Source organism: Reyranella sp. (genome assembly GCF_004296935.1).
Lineage (GTDB): Bacteria > Pseudomonadota > Alphaproteobacteria > Reyranellales > Reyranellaceae > Reyranella.
The window spans coordinates 15,502-29,002 of sequence record NZ_SCVH01000097.1 but is presented as its reverse complement, the minus strand read 5'-3'; the positions used below and the strand labels follow the sequence as shown (position 1 = coordinate 29,002).

At 66.7% G+C, this 13,501-nt stretch carries 13 protein-coding genes; 7 read left to right on the top strand and 6 right to left on the bottom strand.

All coding sequences use genetic code 11. The annotated features are described in order from the left end of the window. The first annotated feature begins 4 nt into the window (after positions 1 to 4). Both EPO55_RS13415 and EPO55_RS13410 read left to right on the top strand, forming a co-directional pair. Positions 5 to 751 carry a substrate-binding domain-containing protein gene (locus EPO55_RS13415; protein WP_296337381.1) on the top strand — a complete coding sequence of 249 codons (747 nt, stop codon included), beginning with the start codon at positions 5 to 7 and terminating at the stop codon, positions 749 to 751. A 3-nt stretch (positions 752 to 754) separates the two neighbouring features. Further along, positions 755 to 1,246 (top strand): redoxin family protein, encoded by a 492-nt coding sequence (locus tag EPO55_RS13410; protein WP_296337380.1) that lies wholly within the window; start codon positions 755 to 757, stop codon positions 1,244 to 1,246. Between the two features lie 291 nt (positions 1,247 to 1,537). On the opposite strand, the gene EPO55_RS13405 is transcribed toward EPO55_RS13410, so the two are convergent. The 3 genes from EPO55_RS13405 to EPO55_RS13395 all read right to left on the bottom strand — a co-directional run bounded on the left by EPO55_RS13405 (position 1,538) and on the right by EPO55_RS13395 (position 3,803). After that, complete coding sequence (locus EPO55_RS13405; RefSeq protein WP_296337379.1) at positions 1,538 to 2,041, bottom strand: GFA family protein; 504 nt, start codon at positions 2,039 to 2,041, stop codon at positions 1,538 to 1,540. 30 nt (positions 2,042 to 2,071) lie between these two features. Further along, entirely contained in the window at positions 2,072 to 3,364 is a 1,293-nt protein-coding gene (locus EPO55_RS13400; protein ID WP_296337378.1) for an aminotransferase class III-fold pyridoxal phosphate-dependent enzyme, read from the bottom strand. 88 nt (positions 3,365 to 3,452) lie between these two features. Beyond that, a complete protein-coding gene (locus EPO55_RS13395; RefSeq protein ID WP_296337377.1) occupies positions 3,453 to 3,803 on the bottom strand; it encodes a hypothetical protein in 351 nt (116 codons plus the stop codon). Between the two features lie 49 nt (positions 3,804 to 3,852). Here EPO55_RS13395 and EPO55_RS13390 point away from each other — a divergent pair, with 49 nt between their 5' ends. Beyond that, positions 3,853 to 4,515, top strand: coding sequence for an HAD family phosphatase (locus tag EPO55_RS13390; protein ID WP_296337376.1), 663 nt, complete (start codon positions 3,853 to 3,855; stop codon positions 4,513 to 4,515). A 44-nt stretch (positions 4,516 to 4,559) separates the two neighbouring features. Here EPO55_RS13390 and EPO55_RS13385 read toward each other — a convergent pair whose 3' ends face one another. Continuing rightward, positions 4,560 to 5,261: an SDR family NAD(P)-dependent oxidoreductase gene (locus EPO55_RS13385; protein ID WP_296337375.1), complete on the bottom strand. Its 702-nt coding sequence runs from the start codon at positions 5,259 to 5,261 to the stop codon at positions 4,560 to 4,562. Positions 5,262 to 5,330: 69 nt separating this feature from the next. Between EPO55_RS13385 and EPO55_RS13380 the strand changes: the two genes are divergently transcribed. Then, positions 5,331 to 6,002 (top strand): DsbA family oxidoreductase, encoded by a 672-nt coding sequence (locus EPO55_RS13380; protein ID WP_296337374.1) that lies wholly within the window; start codon positions 5,331 to 5,333, stop codon positions 6,000 to 6,002. A gap of 65 nt (positions 6,003 to 6,067) precedes the next feature. Here EPO55_RS13380 and EPO55_RS13375 read toward each other — a convergent pair whose 3' ends face one another. After that, positions 6,068 to 9,289: an AsmA family protein gene (locus tag EPO55_RS13375; protein ID WP_296337373.1), complete on the bottom strand. Its 3,222-nt coding sequence runs from the start codon at positions 9,287 to 9,289 to the stop codon at positions 6,068 to 6,070. 147 nt (positions 9,290 to 9,436) lie between these two features. On the opposite strand from EPO55_RS13375, the gene EPO55_RS13370 reads away from it, so the two are divergent. Then, positions 9,437 to 10,516: an LLM class flavin-dependent oxidoreductase gene (locus EPO55_RS13370; protein WP_296337372.1), complete on the top strand. Its 1,080-nt coding sequence runs from the start codon at positions 9,437 to 9,439 to the stop codon at positions 10,514 to 10,516. Positions 10,517 to 10,693: 177 nt separating this feature from the next. Continuing rightward, positions 10,694 to 12,286: an ABC transporter substrate-binding protein gene (locus EPO55_RS13365; RefSeq protein WP_296337371.1), complete on the top strand. Its 1,593-nt coding sequence runs from the start codon at positions 10,694 to 10,696 to the stop codon at positions 12,284 to 12,286. Positions 12,287 to 12,296: 10 nt separating this feature from the next. On the opposite strand, the gene EPO55_RS13360 is transcribed toward EPO55_RS13365, so the two are convergent. Then, positions 12,297 to 12,761 carry a YaiI/YqxD family protein gene (locus tag EPO55_RS13360; protein WP_296337370.1) on the bottom strand — a complete coding sequence of 155 codons (465 nt, stop codon included), beginning with the start codon at positions 12,759 to 12,761 and terminating at the stop codon, positions 12,297 to 12,299. Between the two features lie 36 nt (positions 12,762 to 12,797). Between EPO55_RS13360 and EPO55_RS13355 the strand changes: the two genes are divergently transcribed. Beyond that, positions 12,798 to 13,469, top strand: coding sequence for a TetR family transcriptional regulator (locus EPO55_RS13355; protein ID WP_296337369.1), 672 nt, complete (start codon positions 12,798 to 12,800; stop codon positions 13,467 to 13,469). Positions 13,470 to 13,501: the final 32 nt, after the last annotated feature.

Here is a 13,501-nt window from a genome sequence, read left to right as displayed (position 1 = left end):
GACCATGCGTATCGTCCTTGCCGTCCTCTGCCTCCTCGCCGGCCTCGGCAGCGCCGCCGCGGCCGATCTGAAACTGCTGACCGCCGGTGCCTACAAGCCGGTGGCGCTGGAGCTGGTGCCCGAGTTCGAGAAGCGCACCGGCCACAAGGTCACGGTCGAGAACGACACGGCGGGCGGGCTCGCGCGCCGCGTCGCTGCCGGCGAATACTTCGACGTGGTCGTCATGCCGCCCGCACGGTTGGGCCCGCTGCTCGGCAGCAAGATCGTCGAGAGCAGCGCCAAGGTGCTGGCACGCGTCGGCATCGGCGTCGCCGTCAAGCAGGGCGCGCCGCTGCCCGACATTTCCAGCGTCGAGGCCTTCAAGAAGACGCTGCTGGCGGCCCGCGCCATCGCCTACACCGATCCGGCGTCGGGCGGCACGGCCGGCACCTATCTTGCCCATCTGTTCGAAAAGATGGGCATCGCCGCCGAGTTGAAACCCAAGACTGTCCTGGTGAAGGGCGGGTACTCGGCCGAGAAGATCGTGACCGGCGAGGCCGAGATCGCCCTGCAGCCGACGAGCGAGCTCCTGGCCGTGCCGGGCACGACGCTGGTGGGGCCCATCCCGCTCGAGGTCCAGCACTACATCGCCTATTCGGGCGGTGTCTCCGCCGCCTCGCGCAACCCCGCCGCCGCCGACGCGCTGCTGCTGATGCTGGCCGATCCTTCCAACCTGCCGGTACTCAAGAAGAAGGGCATGGCCGAGCCCTAGACCATGAACGAAGCACCGATTCCGGCACCGCCGATCGAGGCCGAGCGCTGGTTCAACACCGACAGGCCGCTGGCGCTCGACATGTTTCGCGGCAAGGTCGTGGTGCTGCATGCCTTCCAGATGCTTTGTCCCGGCTGCGTCGCCCATGCCGTCCCACAGGCGCGGCGCCTGCACGAGATCGCCAAGGGTCTCGACGATCTCGTGGTGCTGGGCCTCCACACCGTCTTCGAGCATCACGCGGCCATGACGCCAGTCTCACTGGAAGCCTTCCTGCACGAGTATGGCCTGAAAATGCCGGTCGCCGTCGACCGCCCCTCACCGGACGGTCCCGTTCCGCTCACGATGGCTGCCTACGGCTTCAAGGGGACGCCCTCGACCGTCGTCATCGACCGCGCGGGGCGCATTGTGCACCTGACCTTCGGCGCCGAGGACGACCTCGTCCTCGGCCTGGTGTTGGGCAGCCTGCTCAACCGGAAGGTCCGGGACGAACCCTGAGTGGACCATTTCGTGGCACACCTCGTTGTGCCACGCGGTGTGCCGCTGCCTGTGCCAAAAACCGCAATCAACGGTATGGTCTAAAAGAGCAATCTCGCCCCGACGAACTGTGCCACCGGCGATGACTGCCCGTCGTCATCGGTGTCCCCCGGCGGTTACAGAAAATGGACCATTCGTGGACCATAAAAAACGCCCGGAGGCGAAGCCTTCGGGCGGTGCTGGCAGTGCTGGCGAAACATCGCCAATCTACCTGAAAATATACGCCAAACCTGCTGAACCTGCAAATCCGTGTTAGCGATATTTGGGCAATGGACCGCGCTTTTTCCGGTTCGGCCGTTCCCACACAACCCCGGGAAAGCCTTTCAGGGGAACCAGCGGTTCGCCGAGATATGTCCAGTCCTGCAGCTGGTCGATCGCAATGTGGTAGCGCGGCTCCCGGCCCGTGCGGGTCGTGAACAGCGCGCGCGGAACATTGACCATGTGCGCCGACCGGGCGCGCTCATAGGCGAGCGGCGTGCCGCAGCGGGCGCAAAAGCTTCTCGTCGTCCCGGTGGTCTCGTCGGCAAAGCGCGTGATCTCGTCCGCCCCTCTGGTGACGCGAAAGCGCTTGCGCCAGCTGCCGACATAGGTCGCATAGGCGGCACCGTGCGCCCGCCGCGTCGCGCTGGAATGATCGTGCCAAGCCCATCGCGCCGGAGTCCCGATCTCGATTTCCACCGCGCCGCAAAGACACTGGCCCACGGCCGATGCTTCAGGATCCGGCCGGGGTTTCGCCGCAATTGTCGGTTTGCGCACGTTGGACCTCACCGTTGGACTTCACCTGTTCTAGCGGCCGGCCTTCAGCTCCTTGAGCGCATCGGTCCAGGCGCCGATCGTGTGGTCGATGTCGGCCCGGGTGTGGGCCACGCTCACATAGTACTTGCTCTCGCCCTTCATGATGCCGCGCGCGCGCAGAAGCTGGTTGAAGCGCTTCAGGATCGCGGTGTCGGCCTTGAGCGTGTCGCGATAGTCCTTGATCGGCTGGTCGGTGAAGAGGATGTCGAACAGCGGCGGCTCGCCGATCACCTGCGCCCTGAAGCCGGCCGACTTCAGGAGCTCCTGCAGCGTGCCCATCAGCTCGCGACCGGTAGCGAAGACCTTGTCGTAGGTGCCGGGCTGCTTCAGCACGTCGAGCGTCGCGAGACCGGCGACGGAAGCCACAGGATTGCCCGAGAGCGTGCCGACCTGGAAGATGAAATCCTCATCGTTCATGGTGATGCGGTCGAAATGAGCCATGATGTCGGCGCGGCCGGCAATGGCCGCCAGGGCGAAACCGCCGCCCACGATCTTGCCGAGCGTGCAGAGATCGGGCGTCACGCCGTAATATTCCTGGGCGCCGCCATAGGCGAAGCGGAAGCCGGTCACGACCTCGTCGAAGATCAGCGGAATACCGTGCTCGGCGGTCACTTCCCGCAGCGCCTGCAGGAAGCCGGGCTTGGGCGGAATCAGGCGCTGGAACGGCTCGACGATGACGCCCGCCAGCTCGTCCTTCTGTTCCTCGATCAGGCTCTTCACCATGTCGATGTCGTTGAAGGCCGCGACCACCATCTCGTCCACGACGGATTTCGGAATGCCCGCCGAATCGACGGAGCCGCGCGGAAAATTGCCGGGGTTCTTGGGCGCGAGCGAGACCAGCGCATAGTCGCTCATGCCGTGATAGCCGCCCTCGAACTTCAGGATCTTGTCGCGCTTGCGGAAGGCCCGCGCCGCCCGCATGGCGTAGAGGTCGGCCTCGGTGCCAGAGCAGACGAAGCGCACCTGGTCGGCACAAGGCACCGCGTCGACGATCGCCGCTGCGAGCGCGATGCCATGGCGGTTGTTGCCGAAGAAGGTCGTGCCGAACGGCACCTGCGCCTGCACCGCCGCCGTGACGTCGGGATGGGCATGGCCCACGAACATCGGCCCCGAGCCCAGCAGGAAGTCGACGTATTCGCGGCCGGCCTCGTCCCAGATCCGCCCGCCCTTGCCCTCTTTCAGGATCACCTCGGCCGGCATGTTGCCGAAGCTGCCGCCCGGCAGCACGCGCCTGGCGGCTTCGACGAGATCGTTGGTGGGATCGACGGGAGTCTGGATGTTCATCGGAACCTCATAGGAGCGCGCCACTCCAGTGGCGCTCTTCTCATGGTGTGGACCCTATGAGCGCCACTGGAGTGGCGCGCTCCACGGATTACTCGATCGGCACGAAGATGGAATGGCGGAGCTTGCCCTCGATGGCCTTCGAGCAGTGGCCCTTGCCGTGCGTGTCCTCGACCAGGATGACTTCGCCGGCGCCGATGATCCGGGTTTCGCCGTCGCTCGCCTGGATGCTGACGCCGGCATCGAGATTGATGATGTATTGCCGGCGTGGTGCCGGATGCCATTCGTAGTCGTAGGTGCCGGGCGTCTCACGGAAGATGATTCCGGTCGCGGGCAGCGTCGCCGAGGTCTTGCCGCCGCGGCCTTCGTTCTTCCATTCGACTTCGATATCACGGAAGTGAGTTTCGCCTTTTGCGTCGACATATAGGTTATGGATGCGCATGAATTTTTCTCCCGCTGGACGTTTCCGGCCCAGAGCTTAGAACGAAAGCATGCTCAGGAAACCCATCGAGGCCGCCCTTTTCGACATGGACGGTCTGCTGCTCGACACGGAAGCGCTCTACATCCAGGCCATGCAGACGGCGGCGCGGCGGCTCGATCTCGACATGCCGCTCGCCCTCTGCCACGCGATGGTCGGTGTGCCCGGCCGCGAATGCAACCTGATGATCCAGGCGTTCTACGGCGAGGGCTTCAGCATCGAGACCTTCCGCGGCCACTTCTCCACCAACATCCGGGAATTGCTCGACGAGCGCATCCCGGTGAAAGCCGGCGCGATCGAGCTGCTCGATTTCCTGGAAGCGCGCGGCGTGCCCTGCGCGGTCGCCACCTCGGCCGGGCGCACCACCGCTGAGCACCATCTCGCCCGCGCCGGGCTTCTCGGCCGCTTCCAGGCGCTGGCAACGCGCGACGATGTCACCCACGCCAAGCCTGAACCCGACGTCTATCTCGAGGCGGCCCGGCGTCTGGGGGTCGCGCCCGAGCGCTGCATCGCCTTCGAGGATTCCAATGTCGGCCTCACCGCCGCCCACGCCGCCGGCACCATGGCCTTCTTCGTGCCCGACATCGTGGCGCCGCACCCCGAGGTCCGCAGCAAGGCCGTGCGCGTGCTGGGCGACCTGCACGAGGCACTGAAGCTGCTGCGGGGCGAACTCTAGAACCTCTTCGCTGGGAGCGCGCGGGACGCGCGGTCCGGAAGAGTCTAAAACTTCTCGACCCACGGCCTGACCTCGACCTCCCAGCTCCAGGCGCTGCGGTGCTGCTGCAACGTGGCCCAGTAGGTCTCGGCGATGGCGTCGGGATCGAGCAGGCTGTCGGGATTGTCGGCCGGCACCGGCCGCGCGGCACTCCTGATGCCGCCGTCGATCACGAAGTGCGCGACATGGATGCCCTTGGGCGCAAGCTCGCGCGCCATCGATTGCGCCAGGCCGCGCAGCGCGAACTTGCCCATGGCGAAGGTGGCCGAGAGGGCGAAGCCTTTTACCCCGGCCGTGGCGCCCGACAGCAGGATCGCCCCGTGCCCATGCGGCAGCATCCGCTTCGCCGCCTGCTGCGAGACCAGGAAGGCACCGAAGGCGCTGATCTCGATGGCGCGTTTGACGTCGTCGGGCGACAGGTCGACCAGCGGACCCCTCACCCGGTTGCTGGCGTTGTAGACGACGACGTCGGGCGTCCGGCCCTTGGCGTCGAGCGCCTCGAACAGGGCGGCAACCTCCCTCGGATCGGCGGCATTGCAGGCATGGGTGGAAGCGCCGGTCTCCTTGGCCAGTGCCGCCAGCTTGTCGGTCTGACGCGCGGCCAGCGCGACGGCGAGGCCGTTGCCGGCAAACAGGCGCGCCAGCGAGGCGCTGAGCCCCGGGCCGGTCCCGACGATCAGCGCAGAGCGGTATTTCGGTCTTTCCATGGGGGTCCCCTCGTTGCCCGGGATTCCACGCAGGTATACGCTGGATGGCAATAGGGAAAGGAAAACGCCATGGACCAGGCACAGCCTGTCGGCCGCATCGACGTCATCTCGGACGCGATCTGTCCCTGGTGCTACATCGGCAAGCGCCAGCTCGAGCGCGCGCTCGATCTCCTGGCCAGCAAGCACTGCGCCGTCACCGTCGCCTGGCATCCCTTCCAGCTCAATCCCGAGATGCCGCCCGAAGGCGTCGAGCGCAAGCAGTACCGGATCGCCAAGTTCGGCAGCCTCGAGCGCTCGCAGCAGCTCGACCAGCGCATCACCGAGACGGCGGCCACCGTCGGCCTCGAATTCCATCTCGACCGCATCACGCGCACGCCCAACACCGTGAACGCGCACCGGTTGATCCGGCTGGCCGGCCAGAAGGGCGTGCAGGACGGCGTCGTCGAGGCGCTGTTCGAGGGCTATTTCTGCAACGGCGCCGACATCGGCGACACGCAGGTCCTGGCCACCATCGGCGCCGAGGGCGGCCTCGACCGCGACGCGGTGCTGGCGATGCTGGCCGGCGACGAGGGCCGGAAGGAAGTGCTGGCGGGCGACCAGATGGCACGCAACGCCGGCATCCAGGGCGTTCCGAGCTTCGCCCTGCAGGGCCATGTCCTGTTCTCCGGCGCCGTGCCGGCCGAGGAGATGGCGCAGTCTTTCACCCGCGCCTGGGAAATCCTGAAGAACCGCGCTGCCTAGGGCAGATTCCACTTGAGTTAAATCAGCTCATAGCTGGGAGCGCGCTCTGTGATCGACGCCGCCGCTCAGTTCGCGCCGCGCCCCGTGCTCATGGTGGGCGACGACAGCGGCCCCTTCACCGTCATGACGTAATCCGCCGGACCGCGCCGGCCGGTGTCGATGCCGATCGTGGTGTCGGTGGTCGCCGCCGTCAGGCTGTTGTGGCTGGTGATGAGGGCCACCGTGTTCTGGCCCTGCACCGTATGGTTCTGCAGGCTGAGCGTGCCACCACCGAGGCGAAGCTCGCCGGTGACGGTGCTCTGGTGGTTGATGAAGCCCGCCAGTACCGCCGAGTTGAAGCCCATCTCGCTGCTGAAGATGCTGCCGACGCCGGTGGCGAAGGAGGCAAAGGAGAGCGAGCCCCGGTTGACCGAAGGATAGAGATAGCCGCTCACCTGCCCGCGCCCGACGAGCGAATCGCGGATCGCCTGGGGCGAGTCGCCGCTGCCCTTGAGCTCGATGTTCATGATGCTGATCTTGCCGTCGACCGCCACGCCCAGGTTGTCGTTGCCGAAGCTGTTGGTGCCGGCCGTGCCGCGCATCATCTCTCCCAGGTAGATTCCCTGCAGGCTGCCGGCGAGATCCACCGTCATCGTCTGCCTGGACGCATCGACCGTGCCGGCGAAGTCGACGGCGCCGCCATAGAACTGGCCGGTGAGCTTGGCGATCCTGAAGACGCCGTTCCTGAGGGTGGCCGACAGGTCGGCATAGGTCACCTGGACCGAGCCGACCGAGATGGCGCTGGTGAACAGCGTCAGCGAGGCGTCGAAGGCGCGCAAGGCCGACAGGTCGATGGCCTTGGCCGTGGCCGCGCGCGGGACGGCGACCGGCGCCTGCCCCGACCCCGGCGGCGCAGCCGGCGCCGCAGGGCCGGGCACGCCCGGGGGCGCGCCGCCGGACGAGACGCCCAGCCACTTGTCGAAGTCGAGCGTGCCGGGGATTTTCAGATTGGCCGTGATGTTCGGCCGGGCGCCCAGCGTCGCGTCGATCTTGCCCGACATCGACGTCGCCAACGCCTGGAGAGTGCCCTCGAAGGTCGCGCGATCGGCATTGCCCTTGAAGCTGCCGGCAGCCGAGATCGCCCCGACGCCGGTCTGGTTCCGGCCCGTGGCGACCGACACCAGCCGGCTCGCGTCAGCCGTCTTGAGGTCGAAGGCGGCGAAGTCGAAGCGGAATTTCTCGCCCAGCACCAGGTTGCCGGTGGCGTGGGCGGTGACGCCCAGCATGGTGACGGCGACGTTGCGCAGCGCCAGCGCATCGGCCGTTCCCGCCACGCCGCCACTGGCCGACGCCGCGCCGATCCTGCCGTTCAGGAATTTCGGCAACGCCGCATAGTCGAGCAGCCGGTCGGCATCCGGCAGGTTGGTGTTGAAGGTGACGTCGAAACGCGGCGCCGTGCCGAAATCGCTCACCTGCCCGCGCAGGTCGAACTTGGCACCCAGGAGATCGGCTACCTTGAGGCCGTTCAACTTGAGAAGCCGGCCCTGCATGACCACGTCCGCCTCGACGCCCTTCAGGGGCTGGCCGCGGTAGACGAGGCTGGCGATCCTGGCTTTCAGCCCGAAGCTCGGCGCCGCCGGATCGGCCGGGACGCTGGTGGCCGCAGGCGCCGCCACCGCGGCCGGCGCCGCCGTGGGCAATACCGCGGCCAGGGCCGGTTCGGGCAGATAGCCATCGAGGTCGAAGCGATCGATCTGGACTTGTACCGCGACGCCGATCGGCACGGCCAGGGTGAGGCTGCCGCTGCCGGTCGCGCTCACGCCGTCGAGGGCGAAGGTGGCCTCGCTCACCTGCACCTTGTCGGCTGCCGAGGCTATCTTGCCCTGGGCGCTCAGCGTCTGCAGGCGCGCCGACGGCACGCCCGAAGTGTCGATCGCGAGCCACTTCAGCGTCTCGCGCAGCTTCGGTCCGCTCAGACTGAACTCGCCGTTGGCGGCAGGCTTGGCGGCATCGCCGTTTGCCACCGTGGCCGCCCGCAGGGCCATCTCGCCCGGCAGCACGGCCTGCACGCGGGGAAAAGCGACGACGCCCTTGCGGATGTCGACGGCCACCGACAGGTCGCGGATCGTGCCCTTGCGGTAGAGCAGTTCGGCGACATCGACCGATACCGACACGCCGAGCTCAGGCGGGAAAGGCGAGCGTGCGACGGTCGCGGGTGGCTTGGCTGGCGCCTTGACCGCGGCGGTTTCCGCCGGCGGCTTCAGCATCGCCAGCAGGCCGGGCTTCTCGAGCAGCTCCAGCCACTTCTCGAGATCGACCTTGGCCAGCGCCACGTGGCCGTCGAGCAGCAGCGCGGGCTTGTTCGAGAGAGCGAGCGAGCCTGTCGCGGTCTCGTCGCCAATTCCCATCTTGAAGTCGGTGATGGCGACCCGCTCCGGCGATACCTCGACGCCGCCGTCGAAGGCAAACCGGCCGATGACGGAGGAGTCGAAGGCGGGCTTGTCCTGCCCGGCAACGGTGAGGAGGGCAGAGATGAAATCGGTCAACAGACCCGTGGCGACCGAAAGATGGCCGGCGATCCGCCCGTCCGCGCCGAATCCGGACCAGCGACCGGCGAAGTCCAGCTTGCCGCTGGCGAGTTCCAACTTGACCGCGACGTCGCTGCCCTTGTCGGTACGCTGTCCGACCTTGAGATCGAGCTTCAGGGGAACTCCGTTCACGGTCGCCGTGCCGGCGATGGCGAACGGTCCCTCGAACGAGCCCACTGACGCCTGCGCGCGTACATCCTCTGCCACGGTCGTCCTGCCGGTGCGCGGATCGGTGTAGTTCAGCTTGCCGCGGATGATGGCGAGCCGGCCGATCGCTAGATGGAAGCCGGCGGCCGGCACGCCGGCCGGCTGGGCGGCACCGGCGCCCGGCGTGAATTCCCAGTTGGGCTTTCCGTTGGCGTCGGTCTCGAGCACGATGGTGGGGCGCACGAGGACGAGGGTGCCGACTTCGATCCGTCCCTGCAGCAGGGCCAGCAGCGACGGCCGCACCACCACGCGCCGCACATCGAGCATCTGGGCGCCCTTGGTGCCGACGGCGTTGGCAAAGTGGACCTGGCGAGCAGAAATGCCCGGCGCGGGATACATGGAGAGCTCGATCGGTCCGTCGATCACCAGTTCGCGCCCCGTGGCCTGGCGGACGGCCTCCACCATGGCCGGCTTGAAGACCTCCATGTCGACCAGATACGGCGCGGCGCTCCAGGCAAGCACCGGCACGCCAATGACGGCGGCCGCCCAGACCATCCATTTTCGAATACGCACGGACATAGCCTCTATCAACGCACGAAGGCGCCCAGGGTTCACCGGAACCGCTGCCTGCTTGCGCGAAATTTACCACTTTTGCGCGGCGACCCTGAACCGGCAATCGCTGCTATCCTGCCAGCCGAATAAGGCAACGAGGGGACGGAGATGGGCGACATCGCATTTGGTTTCCAGGCGGCACCCGCCAGCGACGTCCACAAGTCGGACCAGGCGCTCTATCGCGAGGTCATGGACGACTGCGCCCTCGGCCAGAAACTCGGGTTCGACGCCGCCTGGCTGCTCGAACACCATTTCAGCGACTACTATCCGACGCCGAGCCCGCTCCTGTTCATGGCGCATATCGCGGCGGCCTTTCCCGACCTCTCGCTCGGCACCTCGGTGCTGGTGCTGCCGTGGTACCATCCGCTGCGGCTGGCCGAGGAAATCGCCATGCTGAACAGCATGACCCGCGGCACGCTGCATCTCGGCATCGGCCGCGGCACCGCCAAGATGGAGTACGACGCCTACAACGTCGACATGAACGAGGCGCGCGCGCGCTTCGCCGAATGCTACCGCATCGTCGAGAAGGGGCTGGCGGGCGAGCCCTTCACCCACGACGGCCAATTCTGGAAGATCGCGCAGCCGGTCCGCATCCGGCCCGAGCCGGTAGCCAAGAAGGTGCGCTTCTACGGCGCCATCGGCAGCCCGGCGAGCGCCGAGGTGATGGGCGATCTCGGCGTGGCGCCGATCTGCCTCTCGACCTTTCCCGACAAGCTGCTGGCCAGGATCCTGGAGCGCTGGCGCGCACGCGTCGGCAGCGCGGCGCGGGACGCGATCCTGCCGATCTCGGTCAAGCTGTTCATCGCCGACACCGACGAGGAGGCGCGCGCGCTGGGCCGCCGTCACTACCCGCCCTACTTCGACCTGCAATGCACCCACTACGAGTCCGATGCCAACCCGTGGGCCGACATCCCGGAGTACCAGGATTTCAGCCGCATGTTCGCCAACCTGCGCAAGCTCACCGATCCGTCGGAGCTCGGCCCCTTCATGGACTCCAACCTCGTCGGCAGCCCCGAGACCATCTGCCGGCGGATCGACCAACTGGCGGCTCTTGGCTTCAACTACTTCATGGTGTCGTGCGCGACGCCCGGCACGCCGATCGAGTTGCGCCAGAAGATGATGATCCGCTTCGCCAAGGAAGTCTGCCCGCGCTACTCGCAGGCCATGCGGCGGACAGAAGCTGCATGATCCGTGTGTGTTGTATCGTTTGTTTCTTCACTAACGATGTTGCCTGTTCGCCTTCGCCACGGTGCTGGCGCGAATCGGGTGTGCACGAATGGAACTATCGGCAGCCGCGAAGCGTTGTACTGTTAGCTGACGGCATCACGAGCCTGCGCTGGATGTCGAGCGTGTGGGTACAACGAAATGCGTTCGCGGATTCTGATCAGCGGCATGATGGTCGCGATGCTGTGCTCGAGCGGGACGGCGCTCGGCCAGAAGAGTGGCGGCGTGCTCCGCATGTTCCAGCGCGACAATCCCCCGAGCACGTCGATCCACGAGGAGCACACCATCGCGACGGTCGTGCCCTTCATGCCGGTGTTCAACAACCTCGTCCTGTTCCATCAGGGCACCGCCCAGAACAGCGAGCAGACGATCGTTCCCGACCTCGCCGAATCGTGGAGCTGGAGCGACGACGGGACCGAGCTCACGTTCAAGCTGCGGCAGGGCGTGCGGTGGCACGATGGCATGCCCTTCACGGCAGCCGACGTGGAATGCACCTTCGGCCTGCTGACCGGCCGCGTCCGCGACAAGCTGCGCCGCAATCCGCGCGCGGCGTGGTACCGCAACATCAACTACGTTCACAGCAGCAGCGACCACGAGGTCACGATCTACCTCAACCGGCCGCAACCGTCGCTTCTCTCGCTGCTCGCATCGGGCTTCTCGCCGATCTACCCCTGCCACGTCCCGACCGCCCAGATGCGGACGCGGCCGGTCGGCACCGGACCGTTCAAGTTCGACTCGTTCGTGCAGTTCGAGCGCGTCAAGCTGGTGCGCAATACGGACTACTGGAAGCCGGGTCGGCCCTATCTCGACGGCATCGAGTTCACCATCGTCACCAGCTCCCGAACGGCGCTGCTGAGCTTCCTCGCCGGCCGCTTCGACATCACTTTCCCCTGGGAGGTGACGGTCCCGCAGCTCCGTGAAGCGCGGCGGCCTTCGTCGAAGGCGATATGCGAGACCACGTCGATGAACAGCAACACCAACCTGCTGGTCAATCGCGACGCCGCGCCCTTCGACAATCCGGACATCCGCCGGGCGCTCACTCTGGCGCTCGACCGCAAAGCCTTCATTGCCGCCCTCAGCGAAGGCGAGGGCGAGATCGGCGGCAGCCTCCAGCCACTGGGTGACGGCCTGTGGGGGATCCCGCCCGACCGGCTGGCGGCGATCGACGGCTACGGGCCCGACGTCGCGGAGAACCGCGAGCAGGCGCGCGCGCTCATGGCCAAGGCGGGCTACAGCCACGATCGGCGCCTGGAGATGAAAGTCGCGACGCGCGGCATCGCGCTCTACAAGAGTCCGTCGCAGGTGCTGATCGACCAGCTCAAGGAGATTCATATCAACGCCACGCTCGACGTCGTCGAGACGTCGCACTGGTTCACCCGGCTCAATCGCAAGGACTACTCGATCGCCGTCAACACCACCGGCAACGGCGTCGACGATCCCGACCAGGCCTTCTACGAGAATTTCTCGTGCCGGTCGGAACGCAACGGCAGCGGCTACTGCAACCCCCAGATCGAACGGCTGTTCGACATCCAGTCGGCCGAGTCCGACTTCGAGAAGCGCCGCGAGCTGGTCCGGGACATCGACTCGAGGCTTCTGGCTGACGGCGCGCGACCGCCGCTCATGTGGACCCGCGCCGCGACCTGCTGGCAGCCCTACGTCAAGGGCTACGTCTCCCACGTCAACAGCACGTACAACGGCTTCCGGTTCGAGGACATCTGGCTCGACAAGCCCTGAAGCGGCAACTTCAGCCGCCCCCTGACGCCCGCCGCAGCTTCTGGATCGTCTCGTCGAGCGTCGACAGGAAGCGCGAGCGGTCGCGCGGGCTCATCGGCTTTGGGCCGCCTGTCATCTCGCCCATGGCGCGCAGGTTGGACATCAGCTCGCGGCTGGCCATCGCCATGCCGATCGACGAGGTGGTGAAGGCCACGCCCGTCGAGCCGATCGCCGCCGCGCCCTTCTTCAGGCTGCGATCGGCCAGGGGAATGTCCGAGGTGATCACGATGTCCCGCGGCCCGACACGCTCGGCGATCCAGTCGTCGGCGGCGTCGAAGCCGTCGCTTACCACCACTCGCTCGATGCGCGGATCGCGCGGCACGTTGATGTAGGAGTTGCTGACGACATAGACCTTGAGGGCGTAGCGTTCGGCGACGCGGTAGATCTCCGTCTTGACCGGGCAGGCGTCGGCGTCGATGTAGAGGGAGATTGTCACCGGGCGAGCGTCCCCTGCTTCGGTTGGGATAACAAGATGAAACGGCAGGACGACAAGACATCCAGGCTGAAGCTCGCGGTTCGCGATGCGGGCGCCACCAAGCTCCGTATCCTGGCGGCGGCGCGGATCGAGTTCGCCGACCATGGCTACATGGGCGCCCGCGTCGACCGCATTGCCCGCACGGCGCAGGCCAACAAGCGGCTGCTCTACTATTATATCGGCAACAAGGAAGCGCTCTACCTCGCCACGCTCGAACGCGCCTATGCCGACATCAGGACGGCCGAGCGCGAGCTCCGGCTCGAGGAACTGGAGCCGCTGGCCGCGGTCGAGCGGCTGGTCCGCTTCACCTGGGACTATTTCAACGCCAATCCGAGCTTCGTGGCGCTGCTCAATACCGAGAACCTCCACCGCGCCCGGCACCTCAAGAAGTCGCCGCAGATCCCCGACATGAACTCGGCCGTCGTGGCCACGGTCGGCCGGATCCTCAGGAAAGGCGCAAGACTTGGCGTCACGCGCCCGGGAATCGATCCGCTGCAGCTCTACATCTCGATCGCCTCGCTGTGCTTTTTCTACGTCTCCAACATCCACACGCTGACGGTCGTGTTCGCCCGCGACCTCAAGGCGCGCAAGGCCCTCGACGAGCGGATCGAACACGTGGTCGGCATGGTTCTGCGGGCGATCGCCGCTGCCCCGGCGCGGAAATCCTGAGCGCGGCTTGACAAGGCGAGCGGCCTATAGGA

Excerpts from the sequence above, each read along its gene's own strand:
- EPO55_RS13370 (WP_296337372.1), top strand. The coding sequence starts at position 9,437 with ATGGGCGACATCGCATTTGGTTTCCAGGCGGCACCCGCCAGCGACGTC.
- EPO55_RS13410 (WP_296337380.1), top strand. The coding sequence starts at position 755 with ATGAACGAAGCACCGATTCCGGCACCGCCGATCGAGGCCGAGCGCTGG.
- EPO55_RS13355 (WP_296337369.1), top strand. The coding sequence starts at position 12,798 with ATGAAACGGCAGGACGACAAGACATCCAGGCTGAAGCTCGCGGTTCGC.
- EPO55_RS13395 (WP_296337377.1), bottom strand. The coding sequence starts at position 3,803 with ATGCGCATCCATAACCTATATGTCGACGCAAAAGGCGAAACTCACTTC.
- EPO55_RS13380 (WP_296337374.1), top strand. The coding sequence starts at position 5,331 with ATGGACCAGGCACAGCCTGTCGGCCGCATCGACGTCATCTCGGACGCG.
- EPO55_RS13415 (WP_296337381.1), top strand. The coding sequence starts at position 5 with ATGCGTATCGTCCTTGCCGTCCTCTGCCTCCTCGCCGGCCTCGGCAGC.
- EPO55_RS13400 (WP_296337378.1), bottom strand. The coding sequence starts at position 3,364 with ATGAACATCCAGACTCCCGTCGATCCCACCAACGATCTCGTCGAAGCC.
- EPO55_RS13365 (WP_296337371.1), top strand. The coding sequence starts at position 10,694 with ATGCGTTCGCGGATTCTGATCAGCGGCATGATGGTCGCGATGCTGTGC.
- EPO55_RS13385 (WP_296337375.1), bottom strand. The coding sequence starts at position 5,261 with ATGGAAAGACCGAAATACCGCTCTGCGCTGATCGTCGGGACCGGCCCG.
- EPO55_RS13390 (WP_296337376.1), top strand. The coding sequence starts at position 3,853 with ATGCTCAGGAAACCCATCGAGGCCGCCCTTTTCGACATGGACGGTCTG.